Source organism: Sorangium sp. So ce327, from assembly GCF_051530205.1.
Taxonomy (GTDB): domain Bacteria; phylum Myxococcota_A; class Polyangia; order Polyangiales; family Polyangiaceae; genus Sorangium; species Sorangium cellulosum_B.
In genome coordinates this window covers 11,123,150-11,141,787 of the sequence record NZ_CP150330.1, presented here as the reverse complement: position 1 = coordinate 11,141,787, position 18,638 = coordinate 11,123,150, and the positions used below count along the sequence as shown (strand labels likewise).

The following is an 18,638-nucleotide window of genomic DNA, read 5'->3' as shown; positions in this document are numbered from 1 at the left end:
GTACGGGTGGCCCCGAGCTGGCCGGCGCCTAGCAGGTCGGCGAGCCCGGGGGAGAGAACAGCGCGACGATGGGGGCATGGACGAGGCCGTTCGACGCCACGATGTTGCCTGTGTGGTAGTTCGGCGGACCGCCGTCGAGCGCGGTGATGACGCCGCCCGCGCCGCGGACGATCGCGCTTCCGGCGGCGACGTCCCATGCGTGCAGCCGGCGCTCCCAGTACGCATCGTAGGTTCCGTCCGCGACCATGCAGAGATCGATGGCCGCGCTGCCGCAACGACGCACGGCCTGCGCGTTGCGCTTGACGGTCATGAAGGCGTCGAAATTGTTGTCCGGCGCCCGGTCGCGGATCGGCGGGAAGCCGGTCGCCACCATCGCGCGCTCCAGCGACGCCGTGGCGCTGACCGCGCATCGCTCGCCGTTGCGGCGCGCCTCTCCGTCGATCGCCGCCGTGCCCACCGGCGCGCGAGCGGCGCCCCGCGGCTGGAAGCCCGTCCAGCGGAGCCCGAGCGCGGGCGCGACGACGGCGCCGGCGACGGGCACGTCGTCGTCCATCAGGCCGACGGACACGCACCAGAACGGATGGCCGTGGACGAAGTTCGTCGTGCCGTCGAGCGGATCGACGTACCAGACGAGCCCGCCGCGCGGCTCCGCGCGGCGCGCGGCGCTCTGCTCCTCGCCGACGACGGCGACGCCGGGCGAGAGCGCGTCGAGCCGCGCGACGAGCAGGTCCTCGCTCGCCCGGTCGAACTCGGTCACGAGATCGTGCGGCCCCTTCTCCTCCACGCGCAGGCCGCGCGGCCCTGCCCGGAACCCGGCCTGGACGAGCGCCGCCGCCTCCTCGGCGACGCGCAGGGCGATCTCGGAGAGCTCGAGCAGCTCGGCTGATCCGCGCCCGCTCATCGCGCCTCCGCCGACAGCGCGCCGCGGAGCTTCTCGTAGATGCCGCCGAACGCCCCGTTGGACAGGAGCGCGATCGTGTCGCCCTTCCGCGCGTCGCGCGCGATCGCGGCGACGATCGCGTCCACCGAGGCCGCCGCCTCCGCGCGCTTGCCCCCGCGCTCGATGTCGCGCACCAGCCTGTCGAGATCGAGCCGTTCGCCGGCGGCGATGTCCGGGCGCCCGAGCGGCGCCAGCACGACGCGGTCGGCCGCGTCGAACGCGCGCGCGTAAGGCTCCTGGTGCAGGGCGCGGCACGCGGTCGCGCTGCGCGGCTCGAACACCGCCCACAGCGCGCCTCCCGGGTGCCTGGACCGGAGCGCGCGCAGCGTCTCGTCCACCGCGGTCGGGTGGTGCGCGAAGTCGTCGTAGACGCGGACCCCGCGCGCCTCGAACAGGAGGTCCTGCCGGCGCCGGACGCCCGCGAAGCCGGCGAGCGCCGTGGTCGCGGTCGAGAGCGGCACGCCGAAGCCCTGCGCCGCGGCCGCGATCGCGGCGATGGCGTTGCGCACGTTGTGGTGCCCAGGCATCTGCAGGGCAAAGCGCCCGGCCAGGACGCCGCCGGCGTACAGATCGAACGACTGGCCGCTCTCGCCGGCCTCCGCTGGCGCGGCGAGCCAGTGCGGCGGCCGCCCGTGCGTGTCGTCGCCCTCGAGCGCGAACCACGCGACCTCTGCGCGCGCCGATCGCGACACCAGCTCGACGACCCGCGGATCGTGCGCGGCCGCCACGAGGAGCCCGGTCTCCGGGATCCGCTCGACGAACCCGCGGAACGCCGCCTCGTAGGACGCGGCGTCGGGGTAGATGTCGATGTGATCGTGCTCCATCGACGTGACGACGCCCACCTCGGGCTGGTAGTGCCAGAACTTCGGCGTCTTCTCGAAGAAGGCGGTGTCGTACTCGTCGCCTTCGACGACGAACGGCGTCCTGCGGCGCCCGGCGCCCGCCTCGCCGAGGAGCGGCAGGCCGCGGCGGTCGCTCGCCGAGGAGGCGCTCCGGGGCAGGCGGAAGCTCGCCTCGAAGTTCTTCGGCAGGCCGCCGATGAGGAAGCCAGGGTCTCTGCCTGCCTCGTGAAGGATCCACGCGCACATCGAGCTCGTCGTCGTCTTGCCGTGCGTGCCGGCCACGACGAGCGGGGAGCGGCCGGCGAGCATGTGATCCGCGAGCGCGTGCGCCATCGTGGTCACCCGCATGCCTCCGTCGATCGCGGCGCGGGCCTCGGGGTTCGTCGGGCGGCAGACGTTGCCGATCACGACGAGATCGGGCCGGGGGTCGAGGTGCGCGGGATCGAAGCCGGTCAGGAGGCGGATGCCCCACCGCTCGAGGGCCGGCCCCATGGGCGGGTAGAACGAGACGTCGGAGCCCGAGACGTCGTGCCCTGCGGCCTTGAAGAGCCCCGCCAGCGCACCCATGCCGGTGCCCGCGACGGCGACGAAGTGGACGTGCATCGCGGCGCAGTGTGCCCGAGCGCCCCGGGGGGGCAAGGGGGCATCCGCGCGAGAGCTCGCCAGACCGCGCCGGTCCCCGGGAGTCGGCGCGCGCCGCGTCAGCGATGTCTGGAGTCGCGCGCGCGATCTCGTTGCGGGGATACCGAAGAGAACGAGCGCGCCTTGACTCGATATCTCACGCTCCGCGCGTCTACCGGTCCTGGCAGACTCCCTGTCTGGACGGCTCGACCGAGGAGGCGAGCTGGCGCTGCGGCTCGCGTCCAGCGTCAGGGCGGATCGACGAGCACGAGCGGCCTCAGCCGCTTCAGCGACCGCCGGCCCAGCCCCTTGACCCGGAGCAGGTCATCGATCTTCCGGAAGCGCTTGAGCTTGGCTCGCAGCGCCAGGATCGCGGCTGCCTTCGCCGGGCCGACGCCGGGGAGGCGCCGGAGGTCTGCCTCGGTCGCGAGGTTCAGCACGACCTTTCCGTCTGCAGTCACGCCGCCGCCCGCGGGAGCGCCCGTCCCGCCATCGCCGGGCGGCGGCGGCTCTACCGCTGCAGCCCCCGCGTCGGCGCCGGGCTCGGAGGTGGCCTGGGGCGGCGGGCTTCCGGCGGAGCCGAGCGGCGCTGGATCGCCGGCGACCATCGCCAGCTCCGCGGTCGGATCTGTCGGGCGGGCCGGGTTTGCCGGGCGGGTCGGGAGCAGGCTCAGCGCGTGCCCGGAGCCCACGAGCGCCAGCGCGAAGAACCCCGCAATGTAGGCCGCGACCTTGCCGCCCAGCGCGGTCCAGGCCGAGTCCCTCAGCGCTGCCAGCGCCCGCTCTCGCCACGGGCGAATCACCTCGTTGTCCTGCGCTGCATCGGCCGGCCCGGCGGGCGAGCCTGTCCCCTTCGATGTCGCTTGCATCGTGCCGCGTCTCCTTCCGGTCATCCCGTCTCGTGCCAGGGACGTCGCCCTCCGCGCACCCGCGATCGGCGTTCGTCTCCTCGGCGTCGCCACCACCGCCAAGCGAGCGGCGTGCCGGCGCGCGTTTGCCTGGAAACCCGAGCAAATCCCGGGTGGGAGTCGCTCCGGGGCCTGGCGCCGCCATGGCGGAGGCGCGCGGCGCGGCCGGCGCGGCGCTGTCGACCTCGCCGCCGGGCGGCCGAGCGCCGTGTCTCGAGCGAGAAGCTCGGCTACCATCAGCGCCCCGGGCGCCCCGCGACCGGCGGCATCCACCACCGCCGCGAGGCGCTCACCACGAGGTCTTATGCCCCACGATCCCCGTCGCTTCGTTGATCCCGGCCCCGCGGGGCGCTCGCGCCGAGGCTTCCTCGGCGGGCTCGTCGCCGGCGCCGCGGGCGCCGCGCTCCTCGGCCCGCGCGCGGCGTTCGCGGAGGCGCCGCTGAGCCTCGCGGCCTCGCCGCCCCCCGGCTTCACGCCGCTCTCCATTCCGGGGAAGATCGTGAAGGTCACGAAGTCGAACTCGATGCAGCCGAACGGCCTCTGGCCCGACGCGTCCGCGGCGAAGGTGATGCTCGAGCGGGCGATGGCCGAGCTCACCGGGAAGGCCGACCTCGGGGCCGCCTTCGCGCGGTTCGTCCACAAGGACGACCGCGTGGCGATCAAGACCAACGGGATCGCCGGCCAGAAGGGGGCGACCATGGCCACCAACAAGGAGCTCGTGCTCGAGATCGTGCGCGGGGTGATCGCGGCCGGCGTCCCCGCGGAGAACGTGGAGATCTTCGAGCAGTACCCGTCCTTCCTCGCCGGCACCCGCTGCGCCGACCGCAGCGCCAAGCCGGCGGCCGAGTTCCCGGCCGGGATCCGCGCCGCGGTTCACGAGAACAAGGACGCGGTGATGTCGAGCATCTCGGTCTGCGGCATCCCCACCAAGTTCGTGCGCCCGTTCACCCAGGCGACGGCGGTGATCAACGTCTCGCTGATCAAGGACCACTCGATCTGCGGCTATACCGGCTGCCTCAAGAACATCACCCACGGCGCGACCATCAACCCGCACTCCTTCCACGAGCACACCGCGAGCCCGCAGATCGCGGAGCTCTACGGGCAGGACATCGTGAAGAGCCGTGTCCGCCTGCACATCACGGATGGCTTCAAGCTCATCTACGACCAGGGCCCGCTCGACAAGAACCCGAAGCGGCGCGTCCTCCACGAGTCGGTCTATGCCACGACCGATCCGGTCGCGATGGACGTGATTGGCTGGGGCGTGGTCGAGACGTGGCGCAAGGAGAACGGGCTGCCCACGCTGAAAGAGGCGAGCCGTGAACCTTCGTACATTCGCATCGCGGGCGAGCTCGGTCTGGGCGTCTTCGACAAGAATAAAATCGCGATGCGCGAGGTCGGATTGTAGCGGCGCCGCGGGATCCGCCCGCGTGACCGCCGTCGATGAGGCCGCTCGCCGAGGCTCGTGTTGCTCATGTCCTGCTCCAGGTCGACTGCGCGCTCGTCCACACGCCGGAGGGCCGCGCAGGTGCTCCCGGTCCTCGCCTCCCTCGCGGTCGTCGCCTGCAGCAGCACCCCTCCGACGAGGCCGCCGGGGTTGCCTCCGACGCCGACGTCGGTCACCCGCGAGAACCCGGGGGGCGACGCGGCAGACCCCGAGCGGGCCGCGCTGGAGCGGCTGCTGGCCGAGCCGTGGGGGAGGCGGCAGGACCGGTTCAACACGCTCGACGTGCCCCTGGTCGACTGGAAGAGCTGGCGCAGGGTGCGGATCTTGACCTATCCGACGCGAGCGACCTTCCGGTACGGCGACGAGCACTACGCCGCCCTGTCGGTCGTCTACACGACCACCACGGGGCCGAGCGACCCCGACAGCTGCCTCGACGAGTTCTGGGCGAAGAACGCGCCGCTCGCCGACGGTTATGGCGTGCGGCTCGGGGAGGCGCAGATCATCCGCACGACGCAGGAGATCGACGGTGAGGTGCGGCCGCTCGTGTTCAAGGTCCTCCAGGGCAGCGTCGACTCGGTGCTCGCGAGCGACGAGTACGTCGGCGCGATCGCCGTCTACGAGTCGTGGCCGGGGACATGCCTCGTGGCCGCGATGGCCGTGAAGTCGACCCAGCACCCCGAGCTCGCGCGCCGCGTGCGCGACCGCTGGATCGACGAGGGCGCCCCGAGGCTCACGTGGACGTCCGGCATCACCGAGGCGCCCACGACCAGCGCGCGGTAAAGGCGCCGCCGCGCCCTGGCGATGGCCGGTGATGCGAGCGCCAGGGCGGCGTCGCGACGCCCCGCGAGATCACGGTCCTCCGGGCGCCGGGCTCTCCGCGGCCTCGAGCGACCACGGCGCGCCCTGAGCCACGCTGTGGCAAACGACGAAAGCGGCCGCGATGAGCAGGCCGACGGCGACCATCCAGGGGACCCGGAGCGGCGGCAGGACGCGGCTGTCCAGCACGACCTCGCTGTGCCGGTCGCACGAGGCGGAGGCGGGCTCGACGGCCGCGTCGGTCGCCGTGGGGCTGCCGAGGTCGTTCGCCGGCGCCGCCAGCATGGCGGCCATGGTCGTCTGATCATCCATCGCGCAGCGAAGCGGGGCCGCGACCGCGCCTACCGCGCTCCGCTTCACGATGGCGCTCCGCTCGGACGGCGGCGGGACGGGGATCGCGTGCAGCGACTCCGACGACGGCAGGGAGGCCGGCACCTGCACGATCGCGGAGAACGCTTCCATCATCTCCTTGCCCGACTGGAACCGCGCCTCCGGATCGAACTCGAACGTCCGGGCGAAGAACGCGTCGATCCCGGGCGGGAGCTCCGGCGCGAGCTTGGACGCCTTCGGGAACGACGTCTGGCAGATGTGCCTGACCAGCTCATTGATGTTGGCGCCCGCGAAGGGGCACTGGCCGGTGATCGCGCGGTAAAGGATCACCGCCATCGACCAGAGATCGCTCCTGTAATCGACCTGCCTGGGCGCCATGGTCTGCTCGGGGCTCATGTACCTGGGCGTCCCGAGGACCATGCCCGTCTTCGTGATCCGATCGCGCGAGCAGGACGACTTCGCGACGCCGAAATCGACCACCTTGACCAGATCGTCGCCCGCCGAAGAGGTGATGAAGATGTTCCCCGGCTTCAGATCCCGGTGGATCACCCCCGCGGCGTGGATCGCGTCGAGGGCCTTGCCGAGCTGCGTGAACAAGGCCGTCGCCTGCGCGAGCGGGATCCGCTCCTCGCGCTCGAGGCGGCGATTCAGGTCCTCTCCCTCGAGGTACTCCATGACGATGAACGCGCAGCCGCGATCGACGCCGTAATCATAGGTCTCGATGACATAGGGGCTCCGGACGCGCGCGGACGCGCGGGCCTCGCGCTCGAAGCGGGCGATGAGCTCCGGCTCCGTCGCCGCGAAGCTCCGGATGAACTTGATAACGACCCGCCGCCTGAGCTTGTTATCGAAGCCCAGCCACAGATCACCCATCCCACCGCCCCCGAGCCTGCGCTCGAGACGGTACTTGTCCATGACGGCACGACCTTCAGCAGTCTCCTTCATGGCTCCGCACCTGCCACCCAATGCTCTAGCCTGGGACAAGTGATCACCCGATTCCTGTCGAAGGGCCCACCCCCGATACTACGCCTGATCAAACTATAGAGCAATCCGTCCGGACGGTGAGCTGAAAACGTCCCGAAACAGAGCGCAGCTCACAATGAATGAGCGTATTGCGCCGAAGCGCGCGTGGCGCGTGTGTGACGCTATGTCACTCGATGTGACTCGAGGTGAATCGATGTCCGTCGAGGTGCGGCAGCCTGCGATTACAGGATATCGAAGGGGTAGGCGCGATCCGCATAAGCTCGCACCGCGATGGCCTTGCGCAGCTCGTCGTCGTTCTTCTGGAAATCGGCGACGTGCTGCCTCAGCCGCTTCTGCGCGATGCCGGTGAACACGGTCGTGAGATCGATCTCCCGCCGCGCCCCGTCCTCCCCGCGCCGCTCGATGGCCCGGGTCGTGCGCGAGATGCACGCGGCCATGCCGTAGAGGTCGATGGCCATCTCCGCGATGCGGCGCTGCGCGTACTGCATCTCCGCGATCTCCCGCCCGTGCTTCCGGAGCATGTCCTCGCTGTGGGTGGCGAGCTCGGCGGTGCAGTCCTCGAAGATCACCGCCTCCCGGCTGAGCAGCGGGTGCGCCTTCGACATCCGCTCGCGCCCGAGCACCGACCGCGCCTTGCGGAGCGCGAAATCGCTGAGCAGCCCGAAGCCCTTGATGGGCTCTCGCATCGCCTTCGCGACGTCCGAGAGCGCCTTGCCCGGGCCGCTCATCCCGGAGAGCGCCATGAAACAGCGCAGGATCTCGTTCGTCCCCTCGAAGATCATGTTGATCCGCGCGTCGCGCAGGTGCCGCTCGTAGGGGTAGTCCTCCATGTAGCCGATGCCGGCCGCGATCTGGAGCGTCTCGTTGACCACGAACCACAGGGTCTCGCTCCCCATGACCTTGCAGATCGCGCTCTCGATCGAGAAGTCGGGGACCTTGGCGTCGGCGAGGCTCGCCGTCAGGTACGTGATGGACTCGAGCGCGTACGTGTGCGCCAGCATCGTCGCGATCTTGTCCTTGATGAGCCCGAAGTCGCCGATGCTCCGGCCGAACGCGCGCCGCTCCTGGACCCGATCGAGCGCCATCCGGATCAGCGTGTTGCAGGAGCCCACGCACCCCGCCGACAGCCCGAGGCGCCCGTTGTTGAGCACCTCGACGGCGACCTTGAAGCCCTTGCCGACCTCGCCCAGCACGTTCTCGCGCGGGACCTTCACGTCGTCGAAGAAGAGCTCCGTCGTCGACGAGCCTCGGATCCCGAGCTTCTGCTCGTTCGGCCCGCTCTTCACGCCCATGCTCCGCTCCACGATGAAGGCGGTGAGCTTCGGCTTCTTGCCCTCCTCGAGCGCCGAGGTCCGGGCGAACACCGTAAAGACGTCGGCGAAGCCGCCGTTCGTGATCCAGATCTTCGACCCGTTCAGGGTGTAGTGCGAGCCGTCGGACGACAGCTCGGCGCGCGTCCTGATCGCCGCGGCGTCGGAGCCGGCGCCCGGCTCCGTCAGGGCGAAGGCCGCCATCCACTCGCCGGTCGCGAGCTTCGGGAGATAGCGCTGCTTCTGCTCCTCCGTCCCGAAGAGCTGGATCGCCTTGAAGCCGATCGACTGGTGCGCGCCGAGCGTGACGGCGATCGACGCGTCGAGCCCGCCGATCTCCTGCATCACGCGCGCATACGCCATGTTGCTGAGGTTGACGCCGCCGTGCTCGGAAGGGATCTGCAGGCCCATCAGGCCGAGCCGCTTCATCTCGGCCAGGACGCCCGGATCGATGGCGTGCTCCCGGTCGATCCGGCTGCTGTCGACGCTCGACGCGAAGAACCTCCGCACGCTGTCGAGCATCATCGACGTCGTCTCCCGGTCCTCGGCGGGCATCTCGGGATACGGGAAGATGATGTCCTCGGCGATGATGCCGTGGAAGAGGGCCTTCATGAAGCTCTGCTCGATCGTGGGAGGCATCGGACCTTCCTTTCCTGGAGCAGGCCGCTCGGCCTCCGCGGGAGCGCGCGGCGCGCTCGGCCTGCTCAGTGCGTCTTCCTCGGCGTCCGCACGGACTCCGCCGGGCTCTCGTCCTTCACGGGCCCTCCGGCTTCGTCCACGACGACGGGCGCGACCGCGCCCCGCGCGCTCGAGGAGGGCGGCGGGGCAGCGCCTCGCACGCTCGCGGGGGGCGGCGGGGCAGCGCCTCGCACGCTCGCGGGGGGCGGCGGGGCAGCGCCTCGCACGCTCGCGGGGGGCGGCGGGGCGGCGCTCCCGTCTCGACCCGGCGCGCTGGACGCGGGGACGGGCGTGGGCGTGCCGGGGCGCGTGGGGTGCGGCGTGACCGTCGGCGGCGCAGGCGTGTGCCCGGCGCGATCGCTCTCGCGCTGCCACGGGTACTTGATGCGGCCGTGGTACATGTTGACCAGCGTCGACGCCATCCGGCTCGTCATGATGCGCAGGTCCTCGATCGTCAGCCCGGATTGATCGAGCTGGCCAGACGCGAGCTTCGAGAACATCACCCGCTGGATCATCTCCTCGAACTTCTTGTGCTCGGGCGGCCAGATGGTCCGCGACGCCGCCTCGATGGAGTCGACGAGCATCAGGATGGCCGTCTCCTTCGTCTGCGGCTTCATGCCGGGATAGCGGAAGTGCTCCTGCGTCAGGTCCTTCGGGTTCCCGTGCTCGACGCACTTGTGCCAGAAATACTCGACGACCTGCGTGCCGTGGTGGGTGTACGCGAACTCGACCACCGGCTCGGGGATGTTGCCCTCACGCAGGATCTTCGTGCCCATCACGACGTGCGCCATGATCGCGTCGGCGCTCACCTCCGGATCGAGCTCCTCGTGCGGCGATCGCTCGCCGGGCGGGAGGTTCTCGATGAAGTACTTGGGCTGCACCGTCTTGCCGAGGTCGTGGTAGTAGGCGCCCACGCGCGTCAGCAGCGCGTCGGCGCCGATCGCCGCGGCCGAGGCCTCGGCGAGGTTCGCCATCGCGCGCGCGTGCTCCCAGCTGCCCGGCGCCTCCGCCGCCATCTTCTTGAGGAGCGGCTGCTCCAGGTCGGTGAGGTCGAGCAGCTTGTCGCGGGGCACGTGCCCCATCGCCCGCTCGGCCGGCTCCCTCAGGCTCCGACCGAGCACGCCGACGAGCAGCCCCCCGCCGACGCAGGCGAGCACGTTGGAGCCGAGCCAGCGCTTCAGATCGGCGCCGAGATCGAAGCTCCCCTCGAACAGCACGGTCAGCGCGATGAACCCGATCGCGCCGGCGATGCCCGCCAGGCTGCCCGCGACGAACAGCTGCCGCGAGCCCTTGCGCTTGAAGAAGAACATCGTCGCGGCGATGCCGCGCACGAGCAGCACCGACAGGAGCACGACGTCGAACCGGAGCAGCGACGACGCGATGAACGCGACCCCGACCTCGACGAGGAACGCGGTCCGCCGATCGAACGCGATCGCCACCCAGAGCGGGAGCGCCGCGACCGGCATCCAGAACTCGGGCAGCGCGGTGAAGAGCAGGAGGAGCTTCGCGACGATGAGCGAGCTCGTCATCAGGACGAACATGCCCACCTGCGTGCGGAGCAGCCGCACCCGGTTCTGCCCGAAGCGACGCAGGTAGACCGTCAGCATCAGGCAGACGATGAGGTAGATGGCGTACAGGCTCGCGAGGCGCGCGCCGAGCCCGGGCCGCCGCATCCGCCGCACCGTCTCGTACGCCATCGCGGCGTTGTGATCCTCGTTGTGCTCCGAGAGGACCGTGCCGCGCGGCACGATCACGCGCCTGTGCTCGTACGAGAGCGTGAAGCTCCCGTCGTGCGTGTCGCGCACGATCCGCGGACCGTACGGGACGCGCAGCGTCACGGGCGCAGGCATGCCCATCTCGGGGCTGAGCGCAGGGATGAAGAGCTCGCCCACGCCGAGCACGGCGAAGCACGCCGCGAAGAGGGCGCTCAAGACGAAGCCGGCGAGGGGACCTGCCCGGATACGCGTGCGCAGCATGGAACCGCTCGGTCTCGTCCGCTGGTGCAGCCTGAGAAACGGTTGACAGGGCACGCTCGCGCGTGGCCCCGCCTCCTCCACCGGACGACCGCGAGGGGCCGCCGATGTCGATGTGTAGGCGGGACCCTAGCAAAGAAGCAAGGCCGAGTCAGCGGCACGCGGAGCGTGGGGGGCGCCCCGGCGCCGCGCGCCCCTGCTTCCCCCTTCTTCCCCTTGCTTCCCCTTGCTTCCCCTTGCTTCCCCTTGCTTCCCCTTGCTTCCCCTTGCTTCCCCTTGCCTGATTGCCTCCGTTCTCTGCGCGCCCTCCGTTCCCTCCGTCCCGTGTCTTCCCCATGGTTCGCGCTGAATCCCCGCCCGAGCGTGGGGGCGGCCGCCGGGAAGCCGGCGCCCGAAGCGAATGTGGACGCCGGTGCGCCGTCCAACGCCGGCGCGCGCCCGTCGGCCCAGCCGGCGTTGGCGGAGCGCGACGCGCCGGACCCCCCTCGCGATGTTCCAATTGCTCCTGGAAAACATCGATTCGAGCAGACAATTGCCGTTCGGCGCAAAAGTTGCTACCCACAGGAAATGTCCCCGCTGCGCATGCTGCTCGAACGCCGCAGGAGCGTGGTGATCATGGGGGTCCTGAACCGCACGCCGGACTCGTTCTCCGATGGCGGTCGCTTTGCGGATGAAGATACGGCTCTCGCGCAGATCGATGCGATGCTCTCCGAGGGGGCAGACATGATCGACATCGGCGCGGAGTCGACGCGGCCGGGTGCGCGGCCCGTGCCGGATGACGAGCAGATCGCGCGCATCGGCGGGAGCGTGCGCGACGCGGTGAAGAGGGGAGCGGTGGTCTCCATCGACACGACCTCTCCCGCCGTCGCGGCGCGCGCGCTCGACGATGGCGCGGCCGTGGTCAACTCGATCTCGCTCGACAGCGCGGCGGAGCTCGGCGCGCTCTGCGCTCGGCGCGGGGCGTCGCTCGTGCTCATGCACAGCCGCGGCCCGATGTCGGCGATGGCCGGCTTCTCCGCGTACCCCGACGACGCCTACGGCGACGTCGTGGCCGACGTGGCCCGCGAGTGGTCGAGCGCCGCCGCGCGGGCGCTCGAGGCAGGCTTGCCGGAGGGCGAGCTCGTCCTCGATCCGGGCCTCGGCTTCGCGAAGAACGCGCGGCAGTCGCTCGAGCTCTGCGCCAGGCTGCACGAGCTCTGCGCCCTCGGCTTCCCCGTGCTCGTCGGGCCGAGCCGCAAGTCGTTCCTGGCGCGCGCCGCGGCCTCGGAGGCCGCGGGGCGAGGCGACGGCGGGGAAGCGCCGCTCGCGCCGCCCCCGGACCGCCTCGGCGGCTCCGTCGCCGCCGCGATCGCGTGCGCCGCGCGCGGCGCCGCGGCCGTCCGTGTCCACGACGTCCGCCCCGTGCGCCAGGCCCTCGACGTGATGCGCGCGATCGAGCGCGCGGGCGCCGGCGACCGTCGGCGCCCGGACGGCCCCGTCGCCCAGGGGGCGCGCGGCGATGGTTGAAGGGTTCCTCCGCCTCTTCTCGGTGAGGCCGGCGACGCAGGTCATCCGGGACTTCTTCGACATCTTCATCGTCGCCTACGTCGTCTATCGCGCGCTCCTCGTGCTGCGCGGCACCCGCGCGATGCAGATGGGCCTCGGGCTCGGCATCGTCTTCCTCATCTATCTCGGGGCGAAGATCTTCGGCCTGACCACGCTCCTCAACCTCCTCTCCTGGCTCCTCTCCTCGATCATCCTCATCGTGGTCGTCGTCTTCCAGAACGACATCCGCCGCGCCCTCATCCGCGTGGGCGGCAGCAACTGGTTCACGAGCGGACGCGAGCAGCAGTCGCGCGTCATCGACGAGGTCGTGGCCGCCGCGACCGAGCTCGCCCGCCACCGCATGGGCGCGATCATCGCCTTCGAGCAGGACGCCAACGTGCTGGAGTTCGTCAAGAGCGAGGGGATCCACATCGACTCGGTCGTCACCCGGGAGCTGCTCGTCTCGCTGTTCGTCCCCGAGTCGGTGAACAAGCTGCACGACGGCGCGGTGCTGATCCGAGACCTCAAGATCGCGCGCGCCGGCGTCTTCTTCCCGATGCCGGAGACCAAGATCCTCGACGCCAGCCTCGGCTCCCGCCACCGCGCCGCGCTCGGGATCACCGAGGAGACCGACGCGGTCGTCGTCGTCGTCAGCGAGGAGCGCGGCACGATCAGCTTCTGCTTCAGCGGCAACATCGTCTCGAACCTCGACGGCCAGTCGCTGCGGCACGCGCTGCTCGGGCTCTTCGGCCGCTCGTCGCGCAGGCGGCGCTTCGCCAAGAAGGTCGCCCAGGTCGGCCGCGCGAGCCTCCCCACGCCGGCGGCGCGCGGCCCCGCCGTGGGCGCGACGCAAGGCGCCGGGCAGGCCCACGAGCCCGGCAAGCCCGCCGCCGCGAAGCCCGCGCCGATCGAGGCCAAGCCTGCAGCGCCGGTCTCGAAGACGTCCTCGATGATCAAGGCGGCCGTGGACCCGGACGCGCGGCCGATGGCGAGGATGTCGACGTCCACGCCGATGCGCTCGGGCGCCGAGGCGCGCGCCGCGACGGGATCCAGCGCCGACCTGCGCGCCGCGGCCGGGGCCGGCGCCGGGGGGCCGGCCGCGCCGCAGGACGCGGATCGCCCGTCCGAGCGCGGCCGACCGGCCATGGTCGACGTCCCCGCGGCGGGCGCGACCGACTCCCCCGTCCCGTCGCAGCGCACCTTCGTCCCGACCGGGCAGGTCGCGGCGACCGCCGCATCCAAGGGGAGCGCGGAGGGGATGCCCCCGCGAGATGAGCCATGACGCTTGCCGGCATCCGCGAGGCGCTCCGCTCGGCGCTGCTCGACAACCTCGGCCTCAAGCTGCTCTCGATCACCTTCGCGCTGTGCCTCTACGCCTTCATCCACGGCGCGGAGAACGCGCAGCGCACGCTGATGCTCAGCGTCGTCTCGATCCTCCCGCCCGAGTCGAGCAACCGGCAGCTCATGACCCAGATCCCGGACGAGGTGGCGGTCACGGTGCGCGGCTCCCGGACGCAGCTCGACGACCTGCGCGCCGAGAGCCTCGGGACGCTGCGGCTCGATCTCCGCAACGGCACGGTGACGCACATCGATCTCGACGCCTCGATGTTCCACGTGCCGGCCGGGCTGATGGTCGAGCAGCTGTACCCGTCGACGATCGAGCTCGGCTGGGACGACGTCGTCACCCGGGCCGTCCCGGTGCACGTCCCCCGCACCGGGGACGCCGCGCAGGGGTTCCTCGTGAAGGGGATGGTCTCGGTCGAGCCGCCGATGGTCAGCGCCCGCGGCCCGCGCTCGGTCGTCGACGTGATGCAGCTCGCGCGCACCGCGCCGTTCGACATCAGCGGGCTCACGGAGGGCGCCTACCAGCGGCAGCTGGCGCTCGATCGGCCGCCCAAGCTCGTGACGTACAGCTTCGAGAGCGTGATGGCGACGCTCGAGATCGGGCGCGAGCTCGCCACGCGGACGTTCGAGCGCAAGGTCGAGGTGATCGGCATCCCGCGCGCGACGGTCGCGCCGGCCGTGGTGCAGGTGAGGATCACGGGGACGCCGGAGGACGTGGGCGCCGTCAACGCCGACGCGATCGTGGCGCGCGTGGAGCCCAAGGCGGCGAACCTCGATCTGAGCCAGCCGGGCAGCGACTTTCTCGACGTGCTCGTCGACGTTCCGCGCGTCACCGCGGAGGTCAACCCGTCGAAGGTCATGGTGAAGTGGTGAGCGCGGCGCGCTGACGCTCCGCCGCCGCGGACGTCAGCGCGAGGGGACCACGAGCTCGCCCCGCGCGAGCCGCGCCTTCGTCGCGCCCGGGATCCCCGCCGCGGCCTGGCTCACGGCGAGCGCGTTGCGCCTGCGTCCCGGGACAGCCCGAGCTCGCCGAGCAGCGCGCGCAGCTTCTCGGGCCCGCGCTTCGGATCGGCGAGCTTGACGATGGCGTAGCGCTCCTCCTCGGTCAGCTCCGCCAGGCGGCCGAGCGCGCCCTCGTCGAGCGCGCCGTCCGGGCCGAGCCGCTCGCGCAGCCGCGCGCTGACGCTGTCCCGATCCCAGGCGGCGCGGCGCACCGGCGCGCCCGCGAGGGGGGCGAGGGCGACCCCGGCGCGCTCCGCGAAGCCGCGGAGCACCTCGGCGTAGACGGCGACGTCCTCGTCCGTGTCGGCCGGCAGGTGACACAGGGCGAGCCGCTCCGCGCGCGACAGCGCCTGCCACCCCGCGAGCGAGATCTTGATCTCGGCGAGGTCCAGCTTCCGCCGCACCGAGAGCGGCACACAGTCGAGCAAGGCGTGGACCTCGCCCTCGAGCGCGAATTGCCTGTACATGGTGGCGCCATTCTATACCCGCTGCCCGCGCCCCGGACGCTCCGCGAGCGCGGCGCTGCCAGGAATGGGATGCGCGGCGCGGTTGCGCTAGCCTGCCGATGTGCGCCGCTCCGGGCTCCTCACGATGCTGCTCGCGTCGCTCGCGCTCGCGTCGCTGACCCCGAGCGCCCACGGCCAGGTCGCGCCGTCGGCGGCGGCGCCGGTGCCGCTCGACCGCGTCGTCGTGCGCTGGCACGCGCCCGAGACGGGCGGCGTGCGCCGGCCTCAGTTCATCTTCGAGCGGGAGCTCGCCTTCGAGGCCCGCCTCGAGGCGCTCGCCGATCCCGACGCGGAGCCCGGGTTGTACCGGGACAGGCATGTCCGCGCCGCGCTCGACAGGCACATCGCGGAGACGCTGCTCGCCAGCCTGCCCATCTCGCCGGCGCCGACCTCGGCCGAGGTGGCGCAGCGGGCCGAGGCCGCCCGGATCGCGCTGGAGCAGCGCGCTCGCGGCCGCGCGCGCCTCCTCGCCGCGGCGGCCGCCGAGGGGATGAGCTCCGACGAGCTCGACGCGCTGCTGCGCCGCCAGGCGCGCGCGAGCTTGTACCTGGATCGCATGGTCGCGCCGATGCTCGAGCCCACCGACTTCGAGCTCAAGATCGTCCTGCGCTCCGGCGCCACGCCGTTCAAGGATCAACGCTACGAGGAGGTCGCCCCGGCGCTGAAGCGCTGGGTTGTCGGGCAGCGGCTCGCCCAGGCGCTCGACGCGTACTACCAGAACGCGCGGGCCCGGGTCTCCTTGAGCATCATGCCCGCTCGCTGAGCCGCGCCGAGCGACCGGCTGCGCGCCACGTCGAGCCGCACGACCGGGCGGCAGGAGAGCAGAAGTCCATCCCGCGGGTCGATTCCACCTCTCGATACGAAGGACAGCACCAGACATCGTGAAGAGGGCTCACGAGCCGTCGTTCATGCGGAGGATGGAGGCCTCTCTTTCAACGACTCAGGCGCTCGGCGCGGCGAGCCGGTGGCCTGACGGCGCTCGCCGCAACCGCGCCCGGAGGCCTGCCAGGCACCACCCGGCCTCGCCGAAGCAGATGGGATGTCTCGGGGCGACAGCGCAACGCCCTTCCTGGACAAGAACATGTCCACCCGCGCTGCACTGCAATCGAGACTGACCCGCTCTGGATCAGCGGCGCTCGTTGCGCCGTTGCAACGCGATGCGTTATCGTGTCGACCATGAGCGATCTGCCTGCGCTCTGCGGCACAGTCCTGCGCGCGCGCGCAGGATCCGCTCGCTGGCGCGGCGCATTCGTTGCGCCGGCGAGCGTCAATGACGCTCAGCGGGGCCGGCGGCTCGCCCTGGGTTCAACCCAGGAGAGAGACGAGCACCTCGGCGACGCCCCGGCCGGGTGTCGACATGAAATGCCAGGTTCGAGGTCCCGAAACACGCGCCACACCGTCGCGCGCGGCGGCGCCATCGCCCTGCGAAAGCGCAGCTGGTCGGGGCTCGCCAATGCAGCCTTCCTGTCCGTGTCACGCGCGTGGCGCGCACCGAGTAACGCACCAGGAGGCACCCGTGAATTCTTCTGGCAACACTTCAGCCAGCGCGAGCCTGTTTTGGTGCGATGCGTCATTTCGGGCCCCCCTTCCGGGCCGCGGAAGAGAGCCGGTCCTGCTTAACCAAGTGATTTCGATTACTTAATAATAACGCGCCGCAGAAGATGACAAACTGCCGAAGGGTGTTCGGAGACCTTTGACATGAACAGAACGTTCCTGTTAACTGTGCCCCCCGCGGGCCCCGCATGTGTGGCAGCGGGTGGCTCTTTCCTACAGAGTCAACTTGGATTCTCTTGACAGGCCACTACCTCTGCCGCGCTTGGCCATCTGGCCGAATCACCTCCCATCACCCCAAAGCACACTCCCAGAGAATGGATAGGAGCGTCGTTCGATGACATCACTTATGAGAGACAGGTCGTCGGTCCCCAGCAAGCGAATCGCGGGTCGGCGCGCCGCTGTCCGAGCCCTCGGGCTGCTTTCCGTCTCCGCCCTTTGCCTCACGGCGGCGCCGCGGTCGGCTCACGCGGTGGGGAGCGAGAATTTTGAGTGGCACTGGTACTCACGCCTCGGCATGGCGTGGTCCCCGGTCTACGGGCAGAACGTCCAGGGCGCGTCCCTGAACCTGCTCGGGTTCGGCATCGGCGGCCGCTACGAAGAGGGCGATTACTCCGAGCCGTCGTTCGTCGCGCACGTGGTGAAGGGCGCGACGCCGGATGACTTCTACGTCAAGTCCGAGATGACGTTCGCCATCTGGAACCAGTACGGCGGGCCGTTCATGCAGCCGTCCTCGAACGGTGGCCAGTCGATCACGGTGCAGTTCAACCAGGCGTACATCGAGGCCGGCAACTTCCTCGTCCCGGGCCTCAGCGTCTGGGGCGGCGCGAAGTTCTTCCGCGAGCAGTACGCGCCCATCGGCGACTACTTCTACCTCGACGACCTCAGCGGCCAGGGCGGCGGTATCAAGTACGGCGGCCTGCAGCTCGCGATCCTCGGGTATCGCGGCTTTGGAAACACCACCCCCCCCTACAACGTCGACGTGAACGGCGACGGCGGCGTGGACGTCGAGCGCTTCCGCACCATCTTCGCCGGTAACTACAAGGCGGAGTTCGGCGGCGAGGCCAAGCACCACGTCAAGGTCCACGGCGAGTTCCACGTCCTGCCGGCCGCGAAGCGGGGTGAGGGGTGGGCGGTGCCCGACAACGCGCCGGCGGACTTCGGCGGCGTCATCGGCGCGAAGCTGCACCTCGGCCTTGGCCAGGGCAACTTCAGCGACACGGCGGTGCGCTTCGGCACCGGCATCGCCAACGGCGCCGCCGGCGGCGCGAAGACGTACCAGACCTGGGGCGCCGCGAACGACGAGGGCACCTTCGCGGGCTCCTTCGCCATCGAGGCGGTCGAGCACCTCGGCTTCCGGCTCGGCGACGCCGCCGCCCTGGAAGGCCTCGCCACCTTCCACTACACGAAGGCGGCGTACGAGGCCGAGGGCGCCGCGCCCCCCACGGCCCTCGAGAAGCAGATGGACTTCTCGGTCCAGGCGAACGCCACGATCTTCGCGCACAAGAACTTCCACCCCGTCGTCGAGGCCTCGTTCCAGGGCCGCAAGGACGGCGACGGCGACCTGGGCACCGCGGTCAAGGTCTCGGTCGTCCCGACCCTCGTGCCGACCGGCGAGCTCAGCGCCGGCGCGCGGCCGCACTTCAAGCTCATCTACTCGCTCGCCATCTACAACGATGCGGCGAGGGACGCGGCGATGTCCGGCTACCTGCAGCGCGTTGGCGCCGGTCCGGGCGTCGGGTCGAAGGTCGGCCAGTACATCGGTGCCCGCACCGACTGGTACTTCTAGACCGCTCGGCGATCGAAGCCGCCGCTCCCCTCCGTTCCCCCACCCACCCTCAGGCCAGCGCCCCGGCGCCGCGATC

14 protein-coding genes are annotated in these 18,638 nt (G+C 71.1%); 7 read left to right on the top strand and 7 right to left on the bottom strand.

From position 1 onward, the window contains the following. Positions 1–28: 28 nt before the first annotated feature. From WME95_RS41785 to WME95_RS41775, 3 genes are all read right to left on the bottom strand, one after another. The gene (locus tag WME95_RS41785) at positions 29–901 is read right to left on the bottom strand and encodes an inositol monophosphatase family protein (protein ID WP_437904825.1); all 873 of its coding nucleotides are present in this window, start codon (positions 899–901) and stop codon (positions 29–31) included. Next, on the bottom strand, positions 898–2,385 hold the full coding sequence (locus WME95_RS41780) for a UDP-N-acetylmuramate--L-alanine ligase (protein ID WP_437904824.1): 1,488 nt from the start codon (positions 2,383–2,385) through the stop codon (positions 898–900). Before WME95_RS41780 ends, WME95_RS41785 begins: the two co-directional genes overlap by 4 nt. 266 nt (positions 2,386–2,651) lie before the next feature. After that, positions 2,652–3,272 carry a ComEA family DNA-binding protein gene (locus WME95_RS41775; RefSeq protein WP_437904822.1) on the bottom strand — a complete coding sequence of 207 codons (621 nt, stop codon included), beginning with the start codon at positions 3,270–3,272 and terminating at the stop codon, positions 2,652–2,654. Positions 3,273–3,615: 343 nt separating this feature from the next. Between WME95_RS41775 and WME95_RS41770 the strand changes: the two genes are divergently transcribed. Next, positions 3,616–4,716 (top strand): DUF362 domain-containing protein, encoded by a 1,101-nt coding sequence (locus WME95_RS41770; RefSeq protein WP_437545915.1) that lies wholly within the window; start codon positions 3,616–3,618, stop codon positions 4,714–4,716. Between the two features lie 66 nt (positions 4,717–4,782). Further along, positions 4,783–5,535 (top strand): hypothetical protein, encoded by a 753-nt coding sequence (locus tag WME95_RS41765; RefSeq protein WP_437904821.1) that lies wholly within the window; start codon positions 4,783–4,785, stop codon positions 5,533–5,535. A gap of 69 nt (positions 5,536–5,604) precedes the next feature. Here the strand turns inward: WME95_RS41765 and WME95_RS41760 are convergent, their stop codons facing one another. From WME95_RS41760 to WME95_RS41750, 3 genes are all read right to left on the bottom strand, one after another. Beyond that, positions 5,605–6,846: a serine/threonine-protein kinase gene (locus WME95_RS41760; protein ID WP_437904820.1), complete on the bottom strand. Its 1,242-nt coding sequence runs from the start codon at positions 6,844–6,846 to the stop codon at positions 5,605–5,607. Between the two features lie 260 nt (positions 6,847–7,106). Beyond that, the gene (locus WME95_RS41755) at positions 7,107–8,834 is read right to left on the bottom strand and encodes an acyl-CoA dehydrogenase family protein (RefSeq protein WP_437904818.1); all 1,728 of its coding nucleotides are present in this window, start codon (positions 8,832–8,834) and stop codon (positions 7,107–7,109) included. A 65-nt stretch (positions 8,835–8,899) separates the two neighbouring features. Further along, positions 8,900–10,849: an HDIG domain-containing metalloprotein gene (locus WME95_RS41750; protein ID WP_437904817.1), complete on the bottom strand. Its 1,950-nt coding sequence runs from the start codon at positions 10,847–10,849 to the stop codon at positions 8,900–8,902. A gap of 579 nt (positions 10,850–11,428) precedes the next feature. Between WME95_RS41750 and folP the strand changes: the two genes are divergently transcribed. From folP to WME95_RS41735, 3 genes are read left to right on the top strand one after another with little or no spacing between them, the layout of a single operon-like run. After that, complete coding sequence (gene folP / locus WME95_RS41745) at positions 11,429–12,352, top strand: dihydropteroate synthase (protein ID WP_437904816.1); 924 nt, start codon at positions 11,429–11,431, stop codon at positions 12,350–12,352. Then, positions 12,345–13,652 carry a diadenylate cyclase CdaA gene (cdaA, locus tag WME95_RS41740; protein ID WP_437904815.1) on the top strand — a complete coding sequence of 436 codons (1,308 nt, stop codon included), beginning with the start codon at positions 12,345–12,347 and terminating at the stop codon, positions 13,650–13,652. Before folP ends, cdaA begins: the two co-directional genes overlap by 8 nt. After that, positions 13,649–14,587: a CdaR family protein gene (locus WME95_RS41735; protein WP_437545901.1), complete on the top strand. Its 939-nt coding sequence runs from the start codon at positions 13,649–13,651 to the stop codon at positions 14,585–14,587. The genes cdaA and WME95_RS41735 overlap by 4 nt, the downstream gene beginning before the upstream one ends. Before the next feature lie 110 nt (positions 14,588–14,697). Here the strand turns inward: WME95_RS41735 and WME95_RS41730 are convergent, their stop codons facing one another. Beyond that, complete coding sequence (locus WME95_RS41730; protein ID WP_437904813.1) at positions 14,698–15,183, bottom strand: nitrate reductase associated protein; 486 nt, start codon at positions 15,181–15,183, stop codon at positions 14,698–14,700. Positions 15,184–15,283: 100 nt separating this feature from the next. Here WME95_RS41730 and WME95_RS41725 point away from each other — a divergent pair, with 100 nt between their 5' ends. Together WME95_RS41725 and WME95_RS41720 are read left to right on the top strand one after the other, a co-directional pair. Beyond that, complete coding sequence (locus WME95_RS41725) at positions 15,284–15,985, top strand: hypothetical protein (RefSeq protein WP_437904812.1); 702 nt, start codon at positions 15,284–15,286, stop codon at positions 15,983–15,985. Between the two features lie 1,260 nt (positions 15,986–17,245). Further along, positions 17,246–18,562 (top strand): carbohydrate porin, encoded by a 1,317-nt coding sequence (locus WME95_RS41720; protein ID WP_437904810.1) that lies wholly within the window; start codon positions 17,246–17,248, stop codon positions 18,560–18,562. Positions 18,563–18,638: the final 76 nt, after the last annotated feature.

Bases quoted from the DNA above. Each gene is read 5' to 3' on its own strand.
- WME95_RS41770 (WP_437545915.1), top strand. From the start codon at position 3,616: ATGCCCCACGATCCCCGTCGCTTCGTTGATCCCGGCCCCGCGGGGCGC.
- cdaA (WP_437904815.1), top strand. From the start codon at position 12,345: ATGGTTGAAGGGTTCCTCCGCCTCTTCTCGGTGAGGCCGGCGACGCAG.
- WME95_RS41765 (WP_437904821.1), top strand. From the start codon at position 4,783: ATGTCCTGCTCCAGGTCGACTGCGCGCTCGTCCACACGCCGGAGGGCC.
- folP (WP_437904816.1), top strand. From the start codon at position 11,429: ATGCTGCTCGAACGCCGCAGGAGCGTGGTGATCATGGGGGTCCTGAAC.
- WME95_RS41780 (WP_437904824.1), bottom strand. From the start codon at position 2,385: ATGCACGTCCACTTCGTCGCCGTCGCGGGCACCGGCATGGGTGCGCTG.
- WME95_RS41760 (WP_437904820.1), bottom strand. From the start codon at position 6,846: ATGAAGGAGACTGCTGAAGGTCGTGCCGTCATGGACAAGTACCGTCTC.
- WME95_RS41730 (WP_437904813.1), bottom strand. From the start codon at position 15,183: ATGTACAGGCAATTCGCGCTCGAGGGCGAGGTCCACGCCTTGCTCGAC.
- WME95_RS41755 (WP_437904818.1), bottom strand. From the start codon at position 8,834: ATGCCTCCCACGATCGAGCAGAGCTTCATGAAGGCCCTCTTCCACGGC.
- WME95_RS41785 (WP_437904825.1), bottom strand. From the start codon at position 901: ATGAGCGGGCGCGGATCAGCCGAGCTGCTCGAGCTCTCCGAGATCGCC.
- WME95_RS41775 (WP_437904822.1), bottom strand. From the start codon at position 3,272: ATGCAAGCGACATCGAAGGGGACAGGCTCGCCCGCCGGGCCGGCCGAT.
- WME95_RS41750 (WP_437904817.1), bottom strand. From the start codon at position 10,849: ATGCTGCGCACGCGTATCCGGGCAGGTCCCCTCGCCGGCTTCGTCTTG.
- WME95_RS41735 (WP_437545901.1), top strand. From the start codon at position 13,649: ATGACGCTTGCCGGCATCCGCGAGGCGCTCCGCTCGGCGCTGCTCGAC.